At 66.0% G+C, this 14,099-nt stretch carries 13 protein-coding genes; 7 read left to right on the plus strand and 6 right to left on the minus strand.

From position 1 onward, the window contains the following. Together VXD91_RS21910 and VXD91_RS21915 are read right to left on the minus strand one after the other, a co-directional pair. Positions 1-1,029 carry a phosphotransferase family protein gene (locus VXD91_RS21910; protein ID WP_346416406.1) on the minus strand — a complete coding sequence of 343 codons (1,029 nt, stop codon included), beginning with the start codon at positions 1,027-1,029 and terminating at the stop codon, positions 1-3. After that, positions 1,029-1,784 (minus strand): SDR family oxidoreductase, encoded by a 756-nt coding sequence (locus VXD91_RS21915; RefSeq protein ID WP_212806520.1) that lies wholly within the window; start codon positions 1,782-1,784, stop codon positions 1,029-1,031. The genes VXD91_RS21910 and VXD91_RS21915 overlap by 1 nt, the downstream gene beginning before the upstream one ends. Before the next feature lie 108 nt (positions 1,785-1,892). On the opposite strand from VXD91_RS21915, the gene VXD91_RS21920 reads away from it, so the two are divergent. Next, positions 1,893-2,525: a QsdR family transcriptional regulator gene (locus VXD91_RS21920; protein WP_244872816.1), complete on the plus strand. Its 633-nt coding sequence runs from the start codon at positions 1,893-1,895 to the stop codon at positions 2,523-2,525. Positions 2,526-2,540: 15 nt separating this feature from the next. Here the strand turns inward: VXD91_RS21920 and VXD91_RS21925 are convergent, their stop codons facing one another. Together VXD91_RS21925 and VXD91_RS21930 are read right to left on the minus strand one after the other, a co-directional pair. Then, positions 2,541-3,680: a Rieske 2Fe-2S domain-containing protein gene (locus VXD91_RS21925; RefSeq protein WP_318984156.1), complete on the minus strand. Its 1,140-nt coding sequence runs from the start codon at positions 3,678-3,680 to the stop codon at positions 2,541-2,543. A 20-nt stretch (positions 3,681-3,700) separates the two neighbouring features. Continuing rightward, positions 3,701-4,345, minus strand: a complete 645-nt coding sequence (locus VXD91_RS21930) for a TetR family transcriptional regulator (protein ID WP_212806522.1) — start codon at positions 4,343-4,345, stop codon at positions 3,701-3,703. Between the two features lie 119 nt (positions 4,346-4,464). On the opposite strand from VXD91_RS21930, the gene VXD91_RS21935 reads away from it, so the two are divergent. The 3 genes from VXD91_RS21935 to ygiD are packed head-to-tail and all read left to right on the plus strand — an operon-like array spanning position 4,465 to position 7,234. Continuing rightward, positions 4,465-4,965, plus strand: a complete 501-nt coding sequence (locus tag VXD91_RS21935) for a VOC family protein (protein ID WP_212806523.1) — start codon at positions 4,465-4,467, stop codon at positions 4,963-4,965. Further along, on the plus strand, positions 4,965-6,419 hold the full coding sequence (locus VXD91_RS21940) for an FAD-binding protein (RefSeq protein ID WP_212806524.1): 1,455 nt from the start codon (positions 4,965-4,967) through the stop codon (positions 6,417-6,419). The genes VXD91_RS21935 and VXD91_RS21940 overlap by 1 nt, the downstream gene beginning before the upstream one ends. Positions 6,420-6,439: 20 nt before the next feature. Next, entirely contained in the window at positions 6,440-7,234 is a 795-nt protein-coding gene (ygiD, locus tag VXD91_RS21945) for a 4,5-DOPA dioxygenase extradiol (RefSeq protein WP_346416407.1), read from the plus strand. Between the two features lie 7 nt (positions 7,235-7,241). Here the strand turns inward: ygiD and VXD91_RS21950 are convergent, their stop codons facing one another. Then, on the minus strand, positions 7,242-8,624 hold the full coding sequence (locus tag VXD91_RS21950) for an NAD(P)/FAD-dependent oxidoreductase (protein WP_346416409.1): 1,383 nt from the start codon (positions 8,622-8,624) through the stop codon (positions 7,242-7,244). Positions 8,625-9,007: 383 nt separating this feature from the next. Beyond that, positions 9,008-9,889: a cutinase family protein gene (locus tag VXD91_RS21955; protein ID WP_346416410.1), complete on the minus strand. Its 882-nt coding sequence runs from the start codon at positions 9,887-9,889 to the stop codon at positions 9,008-9,010. Between the two features lie 353 nt (positions 9,890-10,242). On the opposite strand from VXD91_RS21955, the gene VXD91_RS21960 reads away from it, so the two are divergent. Genes VXD91_RS21960 through VXD91_RS21970 form a run of 3 tightly spaced genes read left to right on the plus strand, consistent with a single transcriptional unit; the run spans position 10,243 to position 14,048 of the window. Continuing rightward, positions 10,243-11,577, plus strand: a complete 1,335-nt coding sequence (locus tag VXD91_RS21960) for an MFS transporter (RefSeq protein ID WP_346416411.1) — start codon at positions 10,243-10,245, stop codon at positions 11,575-11,577. Continuing rightward, positions 11,574-12,881 carry an ABC transporter substrate-binding protein gene (locus VXD91_RS21965; RefSeq protein WP_346416412.1) on the plus strand — a complete coding sequence of 436 codons (1,308 nt, stop codon included), beginning with the start codon at positions 11,574-11,576 and terminating at the stop codon, positions 12,879-12,881. Before VXD91_RS21960 ends, VXD91_RS21965 begins: the two co-directional genes overlap by 4 nt. An 18-nt stretch (positions 12,882-12,899) precedes the next feature. Next, complete coding sequence (locus VXD91_RS21970) at positions 12,900-14,048, plus strand: FAD-dependent monooxygenase (RefSeq protein WP_346416413.1); 1,149 nt, start codon at positions 12,900-12,902, stop codon at positions 14,046-14,048. Positions 14,049-14,099: the final 51 nt, after the last annotated feature.

Consider the following 14,099-nt stretch of genomic DNA (forward strand, 5'->3'; position numbering starts at 1 on the left):
TCAGTGCTCCTTGAGTGCGTTGAGGCCGGCGTCCAGCAGGAAGTGCACCGCGTCACCGGCGAACGAGAACCCGTCGCCGACGGTCTGTCCGTTGACGTAGCGGTAGTGGATACCCTCGAAGATGCCCGCCATCTTGAAGAAGGCGAGGCCCAGGTAGAACCCGAAATCGCCCAGCGGGCGGTCGATTCCGGCGCGGTAGCGGTCGATGATCTCTTGTTCGGTGAGGAAGCCGGGGGCTTCGCTGACATCGGAGACCTCCCCGTTGCCCGATGCGGCCAACCGCCCGTAGGCCACCATCAAGGCCAGGTCGGTGAGCGAGTCGCCGATGGTGGCCAGTTCCCAGTCGATCACCGCGGCAGGACGGTCCCCGGCGTCGAAGAGCACGTTGTCCAGCCGGTAGTCACCGTGCACGATGCCCGGCGCCGAGTCGGCCGGAACCCGTCCCGCCAGAGCCTGATAGAGCTGCTCCACGACGGGCAGGTCCCGGGTGCGCGCGGCGAGGAACTGCTTGTGCCACCGGCCGACCTGGCGCCCGAGGAAGCCTTCGGGCCGGCCGAAGTCGGCCAGCCCCACCGAGGCGGGGTCGACGGAATGCACCGCGACCAGCGTGTCGATGAGCCGCTCCGAGATGCGCCGCGTGCGCTCGGTTCCCAGGTCCTTCAGTTCGGCGGCTTGCCGGTATGGCGTGCCGTCGATTTCGGCCATCACGTAGAACGGGGCGCCGAGCACGGATGCGTCGTCGCAGAAGCCGTACACGACGGGCACGGGTACCGCGGTGGGCGCCAGTGCCGACATCATCCGGTATTCGCGGCTCATGTCGTGCGCCGTGGCGAGCAGCTCGCCGACCGGGGGCCGACGGACGATCCAGGACGAATCACCGTCTGTGACACGGTAAGTCAGATTGGACTTGCCGCCGGCGATCAACGTCGCCGACAGCGTGGCGCCGGCACCGGGCACGGTGGACGACAGCCACACGCCGAGGCGATCCAGGTCCAGCCCCGGCAGTTCGACATGTGCACCGGCGGCCATCAGACGCCACCGCCGAGGAGCACGCCGCCGTCGATCGTCAGGGTCTGGCCGGTCATCCAGCCGGCGTCATCCGACAGCAGGAACGCCACCACCGAACCGATATCCTCCGGCACGCCAAGACGTTTGAGCGCATAGTGCGCGCTGACCTCTTCTTCACGGCCTTCGTAGAGCGCGGTCGCGAAGCGCGTCTTGACGACGGCGGGCGCAACCGCGTTGACGCGGATGTTCGGACCCAGCTCGACGGCCAGCTCCTCGGTGAGGTGAATGACCGCGGCTTTCGACACCCCGTAGAAGGCGATACCCGGCGCGGGCCGCAGCCCGGCGATCGATGCGACATTGACGATCGCGCCGCCGTGTTCGCCCTGCCAGGCCCGGTTCACCTTCTGCACCCACGAGAGCGCCGACAACACGTTGACTTCGAGAATCTTGCGCGCGGCGTCCATGTCGATGTCCATGAGCGGTCCGTACACCGGGTTGATGCCGGTGTTGTTGACGAAAAGGTCGGCACTGCCGAAGGTTTCGATCGCCTTCGCCACCACGGCATCCTGATGCTCGGTGTCGTCGCCGCGGCCGGCGACGGCCAGCGCGACATCCGGTCCACCGAGGGTCTCGACGGCGGCGTCCAGCGCTTCCTGCTTGCGGGCCGTGATCACCACCTTGGCGCCTTCGTCCACCAGACGCTGGGCGATGGCGAATCCGATGCCACGACTGGCACCCGTGACGATCGCGGTCTTTCCTTCGAATCGCGTGCTCATGTCAACTTCCTCGTGGGGGGGGTTGCGGTACTGGGCCCCACAACGTGGGACACATAGGCGAAGTGTGCCACACTGGCACACAGCCGCGCAATGTCCCATAATGGGTAAATGTCCGGAGCAGAATCGACGACCCACTCCCCGCGACTGGGGACGGCATTGAGCCGTCAGGCCGCGGTCGACGCTGCAACTCGCCTGTATCTGGCGGGCGAACCGGTCGACATGTCGGCGCTCGCCACCGAACTCGGGATCGGCCGCTCGACTCTCTACCGGCTCGTCGGAAATCGCGAAGACCTTCTCGCGACCGTGCTGGCCGAGGCCACCGAACGCACGTTTCGCCGAGCCCACGCGGAGGTCGTCGCGGAGGCGGAAGCCAAGGGCGAATCGCGCGGTGGTACCGGATTTCTCCTCGCGGTGATGGACCGCTTCCTGAACGCCGTTGTCGACGCGAAACCGCTGCAGGCGGTGTCACACCGTGAGCCGCTCCTGATCGTGCGGCTCATGCTGCTGCCCGGACTCGTCGAGCAGACCGCAGGCCGTCTGGTCGGTGAGCTCCTCGACGCCGAGGTCGCGGCCGGTCGAATGGAATTGCCGCTACCCACCGCCACTTTCGGCCTGGCGCTCATTCGCATGTGCGACGCGCATCTCTACGCGCCACTCCTCGGTGGCGGCGCCCCCGAGATCGGCACCGCACTCGACCTGGTGGCCGCGCTACTCGGCCACAGCCGATCCGACGAAGACTGAATCCTGTTGCGGCAGTCAGTTCGACGTTGCAGCAGCCAGATTGTCCGCGACTTCCGCTTCCCAACTCTCGATGGAATGCCTGGTGTCGATCTCGAACTCGAAGCGGTCCGTAATATCCGGCGTCACATCTTCGACGTCGACATAGAACTGCTCGTACCAGCGGCGCTGCTGATACACCGGCCCGTCCTCCTCGGTGAGCAGCGGGTTGTCGATGCGGGCCTTGTGCTTCCAGATCTCGACGTCCTGTTCGAAGCCGGTCTGCACGCCCTCGATGAAAGTCCTTGCGAGGTCGGCGTTTTCCTCTTCGGTCAGGCCCGGGAGCTTCTTGACGATGGCACCGTACTGCAAGACGAACGAGTTCGGGCTGACCGGGTAATGCGAGTTGATCAGGATGGTGTCGACGGTCATGCCGTTGGCCACGCTGCGCAGCCGGTCGATCATGTAGGAAGGCCCGAAATACGAAGCCTCTGAATAGAGGATGGACGTCGGGTCATGGAAGGTGCTGACAACCATGTCGTCCCGCGGCGTCGAATCCATCACCTGGGTGGCGACATGACCTTCGAAGATGTTCTTGAAGTTCCGGGGAAATGCGTAGTGCACGTAGAAGAAATGCGCCATGTCGACCTTGTTGTCGATGATCTCGCGGCAGTGCGAACCTTCGATCAACTGGATGTTCCAGGTCCAGTCGGTCCAGGCGTCCGTGCCGTACCCCTCGATCTCGGGGATGTCGACTTCCGGCGGCGGGGTGTTGCCCTGCGGGTCATTCCACACGAACAGTTGTCCGTTGCGTTCGAGTGTCAGCCAGGAGCGGGTCCGCGCCAGCCGCGGCGTCCGTTTGGCGTAGGGCACCAATGTGCACTTGCCGTCTCCGCCCCAGCGCCAGTCGTGGAACGGGCACGCGATCGAGTCCCCTTTGACAGTGCCGTACGCCAGGTTGCCGCCCATGTGCCGGCAGTACGCGTCGAGCACGTTGAGCCGGCCCTGGCTGTCGGCGAACACCACCAACGACGTGCCGAACGCGTCGATCTGATGGGGCGCACCGTCGTTGAAGTCGCGGATCAGGCCGAGGCAGTGCCAGCCGCGGGCGAACCTCGTCGGGTTCTCCCCCGCCTCGATCTGCCGGATTTCCGTCAGCTCTTGATCCGTGACCGACATGCGCTCCTCCATCGTTGTTTTCAGCGGGGGTCAGCCAGCGCGGGCATCGGCGCGGTGAGCAGACCGACGACCATCGCGACGATGTTGTCCCTGGCCTCGGCCTCACCGAGAGCACCACGGGCCGCGTCGCGATGCTCATCCAGTTGGCGTTCATGGTCGGCGAGCAGGGTGTACATGACCGAGGCCATCGCCGCCATGCGTTGGCGCCGAAGCGCTTCCGGTAGGTGATCGAGGGCGCGCAGCAGCCGGGTGGTGAGGATTCGGGTGGCCGGCCACTGCTCCGACGTGAGCGTGAGTTCAGCCATGACGGGGTGATGGCGCACGCGTTCGAGGAAGCGCGCGTAGTGGCTCGACCCATCGGAGTACGGGGTGTCGAACAGCGGCTCAACCAGAATGGTCACCAGGGCGGTGATGCTGTCGTCAGGCTCCCCGGCACTTTCATGCTCGGCCAGCAGCGCCAGCCGCGCCTGTTCCAGTGGCGCCTGACGATGGCCAATGATGGCCTTGATCAAGCCATCTCGCGATCCGAAGTGATAGTGGACAGCCGAATTGTTCCGCTGCCCGGCAGCCACCGCGACGTCACGGAGCGACACTTCCGGGCCGGATTCCGCGATCAGGCGCTCACCGGCGAGGAGCAGCTCCGTGCGGGCATCAGACCGACTCACAGGCTTCAGTGTAGTTCTCTGGCTTCAGATTGCAATCACTGACGCTTGACCAATTAAGCGACGACGCTTATTTTGAGGTGGTTCGTCCCGCCATGCGCTGGCTCCCCGGAAGGAAACCCATGACCGTCTCTTATGGACCGATCTGCCAAATCGCCTGGGTCACCGCGGACATCGAGGCGACCGAGCAGTTGCTGAGCAAGCAGTTCGGGATCGGTTCATGGGTCCGGATGCCCGACATCGAGTTCGGGCCGGAGAGCTGCCGCCTGCACGGCGAGCCCGCCGACTTCACGGCCCACATCTCCTTGTCCTACTCGGGCGACATGCAGTTGGAGCTGATCGAACCGGTGCGCGGCAAAAGCATCTACACCGAATTCCTGGCTCGCAGCGGCCCGGGCCTGCACCACGTGTGTTTCGAGCCGGCCGATTTCGACGCCGCCGTGGCGTCGGCGCAAGAGCAGGGTCTGGCCATCGTCCAGGAGGGTGAGATGTCCGGCGGGTTGATGCGTTTCGTCTATGTCGACGGCGCGTCGGCCGGGGTGCCGTATATCGAGCTCGGCAAGTTCAGCCCCGAGATTCACGCGATGTTCGAGTACATCAAGACCGCCGCGGCGGGCGCGTGATGATTCCGGAAACAGTATCAGCACAAAGTGTTTCGTCATTCTCCGACGAGGTCGACGTTCTCGTCGTCGGGCTCGGCATGGCAGGAGGCTGCGCAGCGGTGGAAGCAGCCGCCTCAGGTGCGCGCGTACTCGTGCTGGAACGTGCCGCGGTGGCCGGCGGCACCACGGCGATGGCCGGCGGCCACTTCTACCTGGGCGGCGGCACCGCGGTCCAGGAGGCAACCGGCCAGGACGACTCCGCCGCCGAGATGGCCAAGTATCTGACCGCGGTCTCCAAAGAGCCTGTGCCGGAACTGATCAACGCCTACTGCGAGGGCAGTCCCGAACATCTCCGGTGGCTGGAGGCCCTGGGCTTCGAGTTCGAGCGCAGTTACTACCCGCACAAGGCCGTCATCCAGCCGGAGACGCAGGGCCTGATGTACACCGGCAACGAGCAGGTGTGGCCGTACCGCGAGCAAGCGGTTCCGGCACCGCGAGGTCACAAGGTCCCGGTGCCCGGCGATACCGGCGGCGCGGGCATGGTGGTCAAGCTTCTCGTCGAGCGACTGGGCGAACTCGGCGCGGAAATCCGTTACGAAACAGGCATATCCGCACTCGTCGTCGACGATGACCGGGTCGTCGGCGCAACCTGGAAGCACTTCGGTGAGACGGGCGCCGTGCGGGCGAAGTCCGTCGTCCTGGCCACCGGCGGATTCGTGATGAACCGCGAGATGCTGGCGCAGCATGTGCCTCGACTGGCCGATGAGCGCGTTTTCGCCTTGGGCAGCACCTATGACGACGGCATCGGAATCCGACTCGGTCAATCCGTCGGCGCCGCGACCAGATACCTGGACCAGGCATTCATGACCGCTCCGGTATATCCGCCCGCCACCCTCCTCACCGGCCTGATCGTGAACCACAACGGGGACCGGTTCGTCGCCGAAGACTCTTATCACGCACGAACTTCCGCCTTCGTCCTCGAACAGCCCGACAGCGTCGCGTACCTCGTCGTCGACTCACGTCATGTCGAGATGCCGACGATGCCGTTGGTTCAGTTGATCGACGGTTGGGAAGATGTCGCCGAGATGGAGGCGGCACTCGGCATCCCGGCCGGCCGGTTACAGTCCTCGCTCGACAGGTACAACGCGAATGCGGCACGCGGCGAGGACCCCGACTTCCACAAGGCGACAACGTATCTCGAGCCGCAGGACGTCGGCCCATGGGCGGCGTTCGATCTGAGTCTCGGCAAGGCGTTCTACAGCGGTTTCACCCTCGGCGGTCTGGCGATCTCGGTCGACGGGGAGGTGCTCCGCGACGATGGCACCGCCATTGCCGGGCTGTACGCCGCCGGCGCCTGCGCCTCCACCATCGCGCAGGACGCCAAGGGATACTCCAGCGGCACCCAGCTCGGTGCCGGTTCATTCTTCGGCCGTCGGGCAGGGCGCGCCGCCGCCGTAGCGGCGACGGGAGCCTGATCCCGGTAGCGTTGCAGATGATGACCGGACAAGCCGACCTGCCCACGATCATGCCCGCCGCGTTCATCGGCCACGGCAGTCCGATGAACGCCGTGGAACACAACCGGTACACGGCCGCATGGACAGAGTTCGGCCAGTCGGTACCACGGCCCCGGGCGATCCTGGTGGTCAGTGCGCACTGGTACATCAACGCCACCGCGGTCACCGCCATGGCCCATCCCCGCACCATCCACGACTTCTACGGCTTCCCGCAGGAGCTGTTCGATGTGCAGTACCCCGCGCCGGGACTTCCCGAGCTGGCCGACGAGATCGCCGAGACCGTCAAACCGACGTGGGTCGGGTCCGACCGGGACAGCTGGGGCATCGACCACGGCACCTGGTCGGTGTTGGTGCATGCCTTCCCCGATGCCTCGATCCCGGTGGTGCAGTTGTCGATCAACGCCGAGAAGCCGTTGGAGGAGCACGTCGCGCTCGGCGCGCAACTGGCCGAATTGCGCAGCCGCGGAGTGCTGATCGTCGGTAGCGGCAACATCGTGCACAACTTGCGGGCCATGAACGCCCGGCTACCCGACAGTGGATTCGATTGGGCCACAAGGTTCGACGACGCGGCAGCCGATCTGCTCACGGCGGTACCGGCCGACATTCTGCGGCTTCGGGAACATCCCGACTTCGCCGCCGCCGCGCCGACCCCGGATCATTTCATCCCGATGCTCTATTTCGCCGGGCTGTGCGCAGCCGCCGACACCCCGGCGCACGTGCTCGTCGACGGCTACACCTACGGTTCGCTGTCCATGACGTCATACACCCTGACCTGACACACGCTCACGCAGTGCTGGTGGCGTCAACCTCCGTCGCACCGGCGGGTTTCAGGGTCTCGGCCGGAGTTGCGTACGCGTGGCGACGGTTGAGGAACTGGTGACGCGCATTTTCGCCGACCAGCGTGCGTACCTCGTTCAGCAGGGCACGTCGGCCCCGGTGCTGCTGGCGCAGCAGCCGGCCGGCCGAGCCGAACAGCCGAGCCGGACTCAGCACCTGCGAGGGCTTCTCCCGGTGCGTGAAGAGATCGAGGAACCGCCCGATCTGCCCCTTGTCATGCAGGTCCGCGACCATCTGCGGGAACACTGCCGGCACCCGCCCCGCCTTGCCCAGATCGTTGGCGAACCAGTAGTGATCGGAGAACTCGCGGTCGCGCCACCGGCCCCAGCGCGCCAGTGCCGCGTCCTGCGCTTCCGGTGAACCGCCCAGTCCCGCAACGATTGCCGGCACCGCCGCGTCAACCTGTGCGAATGCGTCACCGATCCCCCGCCCGGGCGACGGATCCTTGAAATGACCGGCGTCGCCGACCAGCATCCACCCGGGTCCGCACGGGTCCCGGAAGAAACCGTTGTAGTGGACCATCCCGAACAACTTGCCGACTCGCTGAGCGCCCTCGAGCGCCTCGGCCACCGGTTCACAGCTCAGGGCGTGGTCCATGAAGCTGCGTTCGAGGTTGGTGCGGAATCGCGGTAGCTCATTCAGCTCGGGGATCACGATGACCTGATACAGCCCGTTGTCGGCCGCCGCGCCGATCACGAACTTGTCGGCCCACCGATGGAAGACGTTGGTCGGCTCCTCCGGCATGTTCGCGCCCTCGAAGAACGCCCAGTACGCAAAACGTTGATTCGGTACGACGTTGTACTTACGCGCCGCAACAAGATTCGCGACGGTCGAGTTGCGGCCGTCGGCGCCGACGACGAGCCTGGCACGGAGTTCGTTCTCGTGGCCACCGTTCCTGACGCGCACGCCGGTGACCCGGCCGCCGTCCCGCAGCAGTCCGGTGACGTCGGCGGCCATCCGTACCTCTGCCCCCGCCTGCTCGGCGGCGCCGACCAGAATCGGATCGAGCAGGGTGCGCCGGACGGAGGCACTACCGCCGACGTCGCCTGCACGTTGCGGCCATCTGACATTGAACTGGAAGTCCTCGGCGCGGGAATTGGACCGCATCATGAACGGCGCACCGGTGGCGTGCAGTTGGTCCGTCACGCCAAGGCGATCGAGAAATGCCAACCCGTCGGCCTCGAAGATGTGGGTCGACAGGGTGTCCCGTGGAAACGTCGCGCGTTCGACTACCGCAACGTTCACACCCTGCCGTGCCAGCATCGCGGCCAGCGGCGAGCCGGCACACCGAGCACCGACGATGACGACGTCAAATCCTTGGGCCAACATGGTTGCTCCCGAAGTTCGCACTGCGCCGAGGCGGGCCGCACCCGGCGCAGCTGGGAAAAGCGTACGCCGCACAATGCGTGACGTACAGCAATTCTTCAGGGCTTTGCCGTGCTTACCTGAAACGGAATTTCGCCGGTTTTATCACAACACCGTCAATGCCACGACGCGCTAGACCCGTTGTTCCACAGCAGTTCTGACGTAACTGTGGTTGCGCGCGACGATGGCGTACTCACGCCACCGACAGGCCGGCGCGCCATGAATTGCATCAAAACTGTTCGCTTGCAACTGGATTCGTCACCGTAACGCTCATGATGTCGGCCGTCGAGTCCGCCGAAAACTGCGAAACCTGTTGTGCGCACGTACTGCTGCGCACGGCAGCGGTGCTACGACAAAGCGGGTCCGGGAGTCGGCGACGTCGTAGTGGAGGTCGACGGAACCGAACTGGGAGGCTGCAATCCGTAGCCGGCCTGCGGGCCCGGCGGCGTGCCGTACGTCTGCGGAGGTCCGGGCAATGCGCCGTAGCCCATTTGCGGGTTGGTACCGGGCTGCGGGCCATACGCCGGGAACTGCGAGCCGTACCCGGGCGGTGTCAGATGCGAGCCGGCAAGGAGCTTCGACGCCACGAAAGCCGCTGCCTGGTCCGTGTAAGCGGGAACATAGCCCTGCGTGTGTCCACTCCAAGAGTTGCCCGCACCGGCGTGGCAGATCGGGTCGGCAGGATTACAGAGGTCGATCGCCTTGGGACTGAGCGGTGAGTTCTGGGTCGGCGGCGCTCCGTCGGTGCGGTCTGCCTGGTTGCCGAAAGTAGCGACGGCCGCGATGTTCTTGTTGTACTCAGGCGGCAACGGATCACCCCAGTTGATGCCGGAGAAGCCGGCCACGATGTTGACGACGCTCGCGCCTTGCGAGTAGCCACCCAGAACGATCTTTGTATCGGGGCAAGCCGACGCCGTGGACTTGATGTGAGCAATCGCGTCCTTGGCCCCCTCGCCACTGTGCCGCTGCGTGATGGTGGCCTTGTAGTTCACCGCATACGACCTGATGGTCAAGCCGCCGGCCTGCTTGCGCAGCGCATCAACGAGGGCATCCCCGACCCGGCCCATACCTGCCGGCTCGTCGGTGCCGCGCGCGAAGATGACTTCGGCGTCGGGACAGTCGTCGGCAGCAGCCACCGGCGCCACGCCCGTGATGACGAGCGGGGCCGCAACCGTGAGCAAAGCGACCGCGCCAGCAACGACCGCGCGATGTACGTGGCGAAACAGCATCTCCGCATCTTACCCGCATACAGGAAAGTAAGACAAAACTCTGACCAGCAAATATTCATCCCACAGCAATTAGCACCGCGTTCACATGCGCGATCCAGTCAGGTTTCCGGCAAACTCGGCGACCGGGACCCCACCTTCCAGCAGCGCGGGTACCGACCGCGCCGGCCGGTATAGTCGCCGGCGTGGGTGCTCGTTCCGACCAGGCTTCCGCACCCATGGTGCGGGCGCATTCGTGGTGCGCCCCGTCTTTTCTGTCCTCGATCTGGAACCGCGCCCGCCTGGCGCCCCTGAACAAATTCGCGCGCTGATTTCCGCTGCCCGAACGTTCACCCCTCCAGGTCCTGTGATGAGAAATGAAGCCATCTCTGTACGCCGTTGCGGCGTCGTTGTACCTCGCTGAGTACACCCTCTATTCGAACTCCTCCGCGACCGTTCTCTTGAACGCGTCGATCTCGGATTTCTTTCGCGTGCCCTACGGGCTGGCCGCAAACGTCGGCGTGGCCTTTCTCGCCGGGTTCTGTGCGACCCTCCTGCCGGCCGGCCTGCTACTGCACCGCTGCCGGCCGCTCACCACGTTCTACGTCAGTTCGGCAGCGCTCGCGGTACTCGGCGTCGCCGCGAGCCTCAGCCCGTCGTTCTGGATCCTCATCGTGGTCCGGTTCCTGCAGGGCGCGGCGTCGGCCGTGCTGGCACAGCAGTTGTTCCGGATCGCGCGACAGCAGTTCTATCCCGATCACCACACGGCATTCCTCGGCACCTGGGGGTTCGTGGTGTCGGCGTCAGCGCTGTGTTCACCACTGATCACCGCCGTGCTCAACGACGCGTGGGGGTGGCGGGCCTTCCCGTACGAGACGGTGCTGACGACGGTCATGTCGATTCCGCTGCTGGCATGGGGCGCGCGGACACAGGCACCCGAGCCAGACACTGCGCCCGAGAGCTCCCGCCAAGGTGCGGGTTTGATCATCGGTTTCGGGCTGGCGCAGGTCGTCATCTTCCTGGCGGCCGGGACGACGAGCGACCTGACGACCAAGGCCGCGTTGAGCGCGCTGGCGACGGTCCTGGGTGTCGTGGTCATCGGCGCCTGCCGATCGTCGGCCGGGGCCGGAGGTCGCCGGCCGATTCTGTATCGCAGCTTCCTGATCGTCTTCGTGGCGGGCATCGCGACCAACGTCTTCACCTTGGTGGTGATCTATGTCCTGCAACGGGTGCACTCTTTCACCTCGTACCGGGCGGCGCTCGTTCTCGTGCCCATGGCGGTGGTCGCGGGTCTGCTGCCGATCTCGAGGTTCGGCCGCCCCGGCGATGCCGCGAAGAACACCCGGTTGGTGGCTTACGGAGCGGCTTGTCTGGCACTGGCCGGCTGCTGGATCGCGGTCAGCGCCGAGCATGTGGGTTCGTCGCTGATCAGTGCCACTGTGATGGGCGGCGCCATGGGCTTCCTCTGGAGTTCACTGGCCACCAACGTGCTGACGAGTTCCGGCCGGGTGACGTTCGATTCCGCGGTGTACCACTACCTGCGGGCGTTGGGCGCGGCCATCGGGGTGTCGGTAGGGGCAACGGCGATCGGCGGTTTCGCGGATCCGCACCGCCTGCTCATCTTCGCCGGGGTGCTGATCGCCGTCGTCGGGGTCATCGCGTCCGTCGCGGTACGGCCGGTCGTCACCGCTCCTATGGAGGTCCAACGGTGAGGCGCGACATCGTCTTCGCCTGGCCGCCCGGGCAACTCACCACGGACCCGCGCCTGGCCTACAACGGCATCTCGAAAACCTATGTGCGACAGGTGTTCGAGAGCCTCGTCGACATCGACCCGGTCACCGCCCAGCTGCGACCGTGGCTGGCGTCGTCGTGGCGTCGCCCCGATCCGCTCACCGTTGAGGTGACGGTCCCGCCCGGCCGGCACTTCTCCGATGGCACGCCGCTCACCGCAGAGCTGGTCCGAAACAGCTTCCGCGACATCATGACCGACCTTGCGGACGCCACTCCCCTGCCGGCGGCGGTTGCCGCGCTCACCGGACTGTCAGCCGTCGAATCACGCGGCGAGGCGGTCACGTTCCGGTTCGAGCGGCACAACGCCGCATTCCTGCACAGCCTCGCGGGTGTGAACCTGGCGGTCAGTAAGCCGTCGACCGGTGACATGCGCCTCGGCACCGGCTCGTGGGTGCCGGCGGAGTCGGGGTGCCTCGTCGATGGCAGGCATCGTCTGCGGTTCGACGCGCACGACGACAGATCCGCCGCGGTGCGCGCCGGTAGCACGGACGGCTTCGTGACGGCCGATATCCGCAACCCGGGGATCAGTTACGGCTTGTGCCCCAACGTATCCCGCGGTCCGCTCGCCGATCACCGAATCCGGCGTGCGTTGTCGCTGCTGATCGATCGTGAGCGACTGCGCCCGATCCTGCAGACGTGCGGCTACACCGTCGCCGGCTCGGTGCTCACGCCGACCGCGCTGCACTACCTGGATTGCTCAGACCAGTTGCGGCACGAACCGGCAGCGGCACACCGGTTGCTCGATGCGGCCGCCGCCGACGGGTTGCGATTCGAGGTGGTGTTCAACAGCTCGTTCTCCCCCGTCGACGCCGAACTGTTGTCCGCGGTTGCCGGCCAGTGGGCGGACCATCGCATCGAGCTGGTGCTGCACGACGTCGACTTCGGCGAGCTCCGGTCGCGGCAGCAGACTGGCGACTACGATTTCCGGTTCTTCTATTACACGGCAATCGATCCCGATGCGTTGCGGTACCAGTTCGCGGTCGATCAACGCAACGCGATGTGCCGCGTGGACCGCGATCGGCTCGACGACCTGCTCGACGCTCAGCTGCACTGCCCCGAGCCCGCCGAGCGCCGAAAGCTGGTGCACGACATCCAGTCCCACATCATCCATGACGGGCTGTGGCTGCCGATCGGCAACGTGCGCACCGTCGTCAGCCACCGACCGGACACCGTGCCCCGACTCGCGCTCGACGCCGAGGGCCTGGCGCGCTTCACCCATCTCTGAAACCGAAAGGCACCCAACGTGTCAGACCACACCACCGCACCCGTCGTCATCGTCGGCGCCGGCCTCGGCGGACTCGCCGCGGCGATCGCACTACAGCAGGGCGGCCACCACGCCATCGTGGTGGACAAGACCCGTGAGCTCGGCGAGGTCGGCGGCCCGCTCGGCATCTCACCACTGACGCTACGACTGTTCGGCGAATGGGGCATGCTCGAGCAGTTCAACCGGATCTCCTCTGCGACGCGCTATTTCGAGACACACGACCAGGCCGGTCACGTCGAGTCCGTCATCGACTACGCGGCAATCCCGGAAATCGGTTCGGAACACGGCCGGTTCGGATACGCCGACGCCGAGTTGTCGCCGCGCACCGTCCACCGGGCCGATCTGCATGCCCTGCTGGTGGCGCATCTCAGCCGGGACCGAGTTCGGCTGCGCCATCAGCTGACCGGTCTCGCCGAGCATGACGATCACGTCGAGCTCACGTTCGCCGACGACGCCGTCATCCGGACGCAGTTGGTCATCGGCGCCGACGGGCTGCGTTCCACTGTGCGTGGGCTTTTCAGCGATGACTCGATCAACTACTGCGGTTCGGTGATCTTCCGCGCCGTCAGCCCCGTCGACTGTCTCGGTACCCGCCCGAACGACCGGTTGCGCTCGTGGCATTCGGCCGACTACGCCAGACACGTCATCGCCATGCCGGTGCGCGCGGGCCGGCAGGTAGCGGTCGACGCGACCCTCGGTATCGACGAACCACCACTGCACCTGTGGTCGGCGCGTGCGGATTTGGCAGCACTGGCAAGGCAATTCGATGATTTCGAGACCGTTGTGGGTCAGCTGATCCGCGGCGCCACCGGGCCGGTGTACATGCACCCGGTCTACGACCGGGACCCCATCGCGCGCTGGACCACAGCGCGCGTCGCGCTGCTCGGTGACGCCGCGCATCCGATGACGCCGTTCGGCGGGCAGGGCGCCAATCAGGCGATCCAGGACGGTGCCGAACTCGCACGTCAACTGTCCGATGCGCAGGACGGTGATGTCGCCGCGGCACTCCAGCGCTACCAGGCCGTCCGGACCGAGCAGACAGCGGAGATTCAGCGGTCAGCGCGGCAGCTGGCCTCGCGGCGGGCGACCATCGCGATGCGGCTGACCGACGTGCTGGTCGACGCCTAGCCCCGCGGACGCCGAAACCTGAAGCGGCGGTGACGTTCCATGTACGTCACC

The organism is Mycobacterium sp. SM3041 (assembly GCF_039668335.1).
In the GTDB taxonomy this organism is placed as follows: Bacteria; Actinomycetota; Actinomycetes; order Mycobacteriales; family Mycobacteriaceae; genus Mycobacterium.

Excerpts from the sequence above, each read along its gene's own strand:
- VXD91_RS21910 (WP_346416406.1), bottom strand. The coding sequence starts at position 1,029 with ATGGCCGCCGGTGCACATGTCGAACTGCCGGGGCTGGACCTGGATCGC.
- VXD91_RS21915 (WP_212806520.1), bottom strand. The coding sequence starts at position 1,784 with ATGAGCACGCGATTCGAAGGAAAGACCGCGATCGTCACGGGTGCCAGT.
- VXD91_RS21920 (WP_244872816.1), top strand. The coding sequence starts at position 1,893 with ATGTCCGGAGCAGAATCGACGACCCACTCCCCGCGACTGGGGACGGCA.
- VXD91_RS21925 (WP_318984156.1), bottom strand. The coding sequence starts at position 3,680 with ATGTCGGTCACGGATCAAGAGCTGACGGAAATCCGGCAGATCGAGGCG.
- VXD91_RS21935 (WP_212806523.1), top strand. The coding sequence starts at position 4,465 with ATGACCGTCTCTTATGGACCGATCTGCCAAATCGCCTGGGTCACCGCG.
- VXD91_RS21940 (WP_212806524.1), top strand. The coding sequence starts at position 4,965 with ATGATTCCGGAAACAGTATCAGCACAAAGTGTTTCGTCATTCTCCGAC.
- ygiD (WP_346416407.1), top strand. The coding sequence starts at position 6,440 with ATGACCGGACAAGCCGACCTGCCCACGATCATGCCCGCCGCGTTCATC.
- VXD91_RS21950 (WP_346416409.1), bottom strand. The coding sequence starts at position 8,624 with ATGTTGGCCCAAGGATTTGACGTCGTCATCGTCGGTGCTCGGTGTGCC.
- VXD91_RS21955 (WP_346416410.1), bottom strand. The coding sequence starts at position 9,889 with ATGCTGTTTCGCCACGTACATCGCGCGGTCGTTGCTGGCGCGGTCGCT.
- VXD91_RS21960 (WP_346416411.1), top strand. The coding sequence starts at position 10,243 with ATGAAGCCATCTCTGTACGCCGTTGCGGCGTCGTTGTACCTCGCTGAG.